2 protein-coding genes are annotated in these 6,087 nt (G+C 40.5%); one reads left to right on the top strand and one right to left on the bottom strand.

Annotated features, from left to right (window positions below):
• Positions 1–426 precede the first annotated feature (426 nt).
• Positions 427–4,632, top strand: a complete 4,206-nt coding sequence (locus tag H6F62_RS15635) for a bluetail domain-containing putative surface protein (RefSeq protein ID WP_190372446.1) — start codon at positions 427–429, stop codon at positions 4,630–4,632.
• An 865-nt stretch (positions 4,633–5,497) separates the two neighbouring features.
• Here H6F62_RS15635 and H6F62_RS15630 read toward each other — a convergent pair.
• Positions 5,498–6,028: a ComEA family DNA-binding protein gene (locus H6F62_RS15630; protein ID WP_137906790.1), complete on the bottom strand. Its 531-nt coding sequence runs from the start codon at positions 6,026–6,028 to the stop codon at positions 5,498–5,500.
• Positions 6,029–6,087 lie beyond the last annotated feature (59 nt).

Below are 6,087 nucleotides of genomic sequence, written 5' to 3'. Positions count from 1 at the left end.
AGATAGGGATAATCCTGTATCACGAGCTAAAACTCTTTGGTTAGGGTATCCGTTGTCTGTAACTGCTAATTTTACTTTGGCAATGCAGTCATGACGAACTCTCAGTGATCTTGACATTGATTTTTGTTAAGTAGTTGTTCACTTAGTTATTCACCTATATGGTGGGATGTTGGTATTTTACGCAATTACTTATAACGTTAATTGTCTTTTTCCAAGCTAATAGATCAAGTAAGTAAATGTCAACTATGTACTTTAAGGCTGATTTATCATCTATCTAAAGATAGATATTTAAATCCTATTGCTATCCAGGCGATTACAAACTCAGTACAAACTCAGTACAAACTCAGTACAAACTCAGTACAAAACTATCTCTCAGGTATGATAATATTGAGAAAATAACCATTCACAATACACAGGGTTATCTCCATGGCAATTTCAACTTTCAGTAACACTAACTTCATCTCTATTCCAGACAGCGGGGCAAGTGATCCTTATCCTTCAATTATCAATGTTTCTGGAATCAGTGGTAGCTTGACTAAGCTAACAGTCACCCTGACCAACCTCAACCATACTTTTTCGGGTGACATTGATGTGCTTTTAGTAAGTCCAACGGGCGCGAAGAGCATCCTGATGTCTGATGTAGGGGGTGATACGGGTTTAACCGACGTTACTTTGACTTTTGATGCCACTGCCACTTCTAGTCTTTCTGATTCTGATGCCATTAGCAGTGGTACTTATCGGCCAACTAATTTTGATTTTGATTTTGATTTTGATGGTTTTGATGGTTTTGATGACCCCGACTTTTTTGACTTCCCTGCCCCCGAAGGACCTTACAATACAGACTTTTCTGTCTTTAACGATACTGACCCGAACGGTGAGTGGCGGCTCTACATCGTGGATGATACTCGTGGTGATATGGGAAATGTTGATGGTGGTTGGTCTCTCTCAATTGAAGCCGAGGAAGGCATCATCGATGGTAATGATAGTAATAACACCCTTGATGGTAATATACTTGATAACACTGTTAGTGGTTTTGGTGGCAATGACACCCTCAAAGGTAGTGCGGGTGACGACACCCTAGATGGTGGAGCAGGTAATGACACAGCAGACTATAGCCAACTTGGTCAAAGTATAACTTTTTCACCCACAGGAATCATCACTAAAGGTGGTGGACTGGGAAATGATCAACTGATTTCAGTAGAGACAATTATTGCTGATGCCAGTGCGGTTAATAATACCATTGATGTGTCTACTACGGAGAATGCAGCCTCTATCAACTTCAATTTACAAACCCAACAATTGACTATCAATGGTCTACCAGGAGTGGGAACATTCACAGTCACCAATTTTGATCATGTTCTGGGAACAAGTCAAAATGACACCATTATTGGTGATACTCAAAATAACCAACTCTCTGGTAATGCTGGTAATGACTCCCTCAATGGTGCTGCGGGTAACGACACCCTCAATGGTGGTGCGGGTACAGATACCTTAATTGGTGGTTTAGGTGATGATATCTATATTATAGATAGCGCCACTGACATCATTACGGAAAATGCCAATGAGGGTATAGATGGAATTCAATCCAGTTTCACCTACTCTATTGCTGCCAGGCCGAACATCGAAAACCTGACCTTAACAGGAACAACAGCGATTAACGGTACGGGTAACGCTGGTAATAATACCATTAGGGGTAATAGTGGTAATAACACCCTCAACGGTGGTGCGGGTAATGATATGCTATATGGGGATGTCGCAGATTACGGCGGATCTACCTTATTCAACTACAATGGTAATACATATCTGTTAAGCACTGCTGGAACATGGCAACAAGCTCAAGCTCAGGCACAGAGTTTAGGGGGAAATCTTGTCACCATCAATGATCAAGGCGAGCAGGATTGGTTAGTCACTACTTTTGGTGGTAGTGAACAACTGTGGATTGGGTTTACAGATGAGGTGACAGAAGGCGAGTTTAAGTGGGTGAGTGGTGAAACCTCTACTTACACTAATTGGTATTCAGATGAACCAAATAATTCCGGGAATGAAGATTATGTGGAGATGGTTTTGGGTGATGCTGGTCAATGGAATGATTTAAGTGCCTCTTCTGTAAGAAGAGGCATCATTGAAACCATAACTGGTAATGATACCCTCAACGGTGGAGCGGGTAACGACACCCTTGATGGTGGTGGGGGTATTGATGCCTTAATTGGTGGTACAGGCAACGATATTTACATTGTTGATAGTAGCACTGACATTATTGTGGAAAGTGCCAATGAAGGTACAGATGGAATTCAATCCAGTGTCACCTACTCTATTGCTGCCAGGCCGAACATCGAAAATCTGACTCTCACAGGAACAGCAGCCATTAACGGTACGGGTAACGTAGCTAATAACGTCATCACGGGTAATAGTGGTAATAACACCCTCAATGGTGGTGCAGGTAATGACACCCTTGATGGTGGTGCTGGTACAGATACCTTAATCGGTAGTTTGGGTAATGATACTTACATCGTAGATGACGCAAATGATATCATTACTGAAAATTCCAGCGGTGGTATTATAGATGCCATTCAATCTAGTGTTACTTACACTATTGCTCCCAACGTGGAAAACCTGACCCTGACAGGAACAGCAGCTATTAACGGTACTGGTAACGCGGGTAATAACGTCATCACGGGTAACGGTGCTGATAATACCCTTGACGGTGGTGCTGGTACAGATACCTTAATTGGTGGTTTAGGCAATGATATTTACATTGTTGATAGCACCACTGACACTATTACGGAAAGTGCCAACGGTGGTATAGATGCCATTCAATCTAGTGTTACTTACACTGTTTTGCCTGCTAACGTGGAAAACCTGACCCTAACAGGAGCAGCAGCCATTAACGGTACTGGTAACACAGTTAGTAACGTCCTCACGGGTAATGGTGCTAATAATACCTTAACTGGTGGAGCAGGTAATGACACCCTTGATGGTGGAGCAGGTAATGATAATTTGATTGGTGGAGTAGGTGATGATATCTACATTGTAAATAGCACCACTGTCACCATTACAGAACTTACCAACGGTGGTACAGATACTCAATCTACTAGTGTTACTTCGACTCTTGCTACCAACGTTGAAAATCTGACTCTCATAGGAACAGCAGCCATTGACGGTACAGGTAACGCAGCTAATAACGTCCTCACGGGTAACGGTGCTGATAATACCCTTGATGGTGGAGCAGGTAATGACACCCTGAATGGGGGTGAAGGTATTGATGATTTGATTGGTGGTTTAGGCGATGATATTTACTTCGTTGATAATAGCAGTGACAGCATTACTGAAAATGCCGCCGCTGGCACGGATACGGTTAACAGCACCGCTGATTATGATCTCTCTGAGAATATCGAAAACCTGATCCTGACAGGAACAGCAGCAATTAACGGTACTGGTAACACTGCTAATAACACCATCACAGGTAACGCTGCCGATAATGTCCTTGACGGTGATGCGGGTATTGATACTTTGATTGGTCGTTTAGGCAGTGATATTTACTTCGTTGATAATAGCAGTGACAGCATTATTGAAAATGCCAACGAAGGCATGGATACGGCTTACACCACCACTAACTATACTCTCTCTGCAAATATTGAAAACCTGAACCTGATAGGAACGGCTGCCAATGGCACAGGGAATGCTGGTAATAACATCATTACAGGTAATGAAATCAATAACACCCTTAATGGTGGTGCGGGTATTGATACTTTGATTGGTGGAGATGGTAATGATACTTACGTTGTTGATAGTACAACTGATATCATTACGGAGGAACTGGAGGAGGGTGCAGATACTATTGAATCTAGTGTCACTTTTACTCTTGCTACTGCTCCCAACGTGGAAAACCTGACCCTAACAGGAGCAGCTATTAACGGTACTGGTAACGCGGGTAATAACGTCATCACTGGTAACAGTGCTAATAACACCCTTGACGGTGGTGCAGGTATAGATACCTTAATTGGTGGTTTAGGCAATGATATTTACATTGTTGATAGCACCACTGACACTATTACGGAAAGTGCCAACGGTGGTATAGATGCCATTCAATCTAGTGTTACTTACACTGTTTTGCCTGCTAACGTGGAAAACCTGACCCTAACAGGAGCAGCAGCCATTAACGGTATAGGGAACGCAGCTAATAACGTCATTACTGGTAACGGTGCTAACAACACCTTAACCGGGGGGCTGGGAAAAGATACTCTGACTGGAGGGTTGGGAGTAGACCGTTTTGACTACCGTGTTTTAGCTGATTCTGTTTTCAGTAACAATATCAATAACAGTAACTTTGATGTGATTACTGACTTCAATGCTAATGATTTATTCCTTGTTTCCACTGCTCGCAACGGATTCTTTAATGCCGGATCTGTGATAGCACTTAATACAGCAAGCATTACAGCTAAGTTAACTCCTACTGCTTTTATAGCTAACTCTGCTGCTCAATTTACCTTTGGTACTGGTGCTAATACCCGTACTTTTGTCGCTATTAATGACGCTACCGCAGGATTTAGTGCCGCTACTGATGCCATTATTGAGGTGACAGGTTTAACTGGTACTCTGACAACTGATAACTTTACCCCTACCTTAGCGTAGCTTCTGGTATCATGTAGCTGAACCACGTTGTAGAGACGTTTCATGAAACGTCTCTACATCATCAAATTATCCTGTGATTGATGGGATATGATCAAGATTCAATTATTCATAACCGCACATTAGACAATTTAAATGATTTGATAATATGGTGCGTTACTAATCGCTAACACACCCTACATACCATAAGTTAACCTATTTGTCAATGGTATATTTGTTCTAATAGTCAAAGTACATGATTTGCTGAATAATTTTTTCCCAATTGACTCTTTCAAACCACTCCTAATTTGTAAAGTTTTGTATATTTTTTCAAAATTTATCTCTGAAACGACTATAAATAAAGACTTTTACAGATCATCTTTTGAGCAGGGTAGAAAATTGACAATAGTAACCCAATTATGAAATTCTCAATAATTCTAGCAAATCGCCGAAAGTATTGCAAGCTCGTTGCTAAATAAAAATTATTCTCAATTAATTGTTAAGAAAATCTCAAGTTGAATTTTCCTAAGTTCTGAATATTAAAAGTATTGTAGATTTTATATAAGTTATATTTATAATACATAAAAAATGATAAATAGGTTTGCTGATCAGATTTATGAATGATATAGAATAACAGAACTTACATATAAATTTACGTATAAATTACGGAAGAATGAACCACGAAGAACGCAAAGAACAGGAATTTAAGAGGGTTTGAGAGATATTTTGCGTAAGCCCGAATTTCCTCCATCCCAAAAAGACCACAGGATACTCACTCTCTTCCTGTACACAAACCCGGCATTTAGGGTATCTGCTAAATTATGTAAAACCCTTTGACGATGTTCTACAACAGAATTGTACCAACTTGTGTTCATTTATTGACAACTAACTAAAATCGCAAATAATACATTAACTGAGCGATCGCTTCCCCTGATAATTCTAACCGTTTTTGGAAATCCAGTAAACTTAGGTAAGGACCAGCAGCCAGTCTGTTTTCTATAACTGTCTGTGCGAGGGATAAATCAATAAAAGGAATTTTACACAACCCCTCAACCGTCGCTGTATTGGGATTAATTAGTTGGGGTTTATCTAAAGAATAATTGTCATAATAGTTAAATCTTAACAGAGGTTTTAGTGGTTCTAATCGCTGCACTGGTACACCCAAAGCCGCAGCCACATCTTCAAGACAATAAAATACTACACCAGCGCGGGAAAGTTCCACCAAAGATCGGCATTGATGAATTGATAACCCAGGTAAACGCAACCAATCATCCACCGTCGCTTGATTAGCATCAATCCCCAAACCCAATTCAGCCGCTATTTGCACTTCTTCACCGGATTGTAAACGATAGTAGGGGTCATTGAGTAATTTAACCCGGAGCTTTTGTAATTTCAGATTTAACGGTAGCCACTTATTCATATTTTTACAGTTATAAATAAGTGATTCTTACCTAAGCTAGTCATCATCAAATCGAACTT

Source organism: Anabaena sp. FACHB-1391, from assembly GCF_014696755.1.
GTDB lineage: Bacteria > Cyanobacteriota > Cyanobacteriia > Cyanobacteriales > Nostocaceae > Dolichospermum > Dolichospermum planctonicum.
The sequence above is the reverse complement of the archived record's forward strand: the minus strand, read 5'-3'. Positions and strand labels throughout refer to the sequence as shown.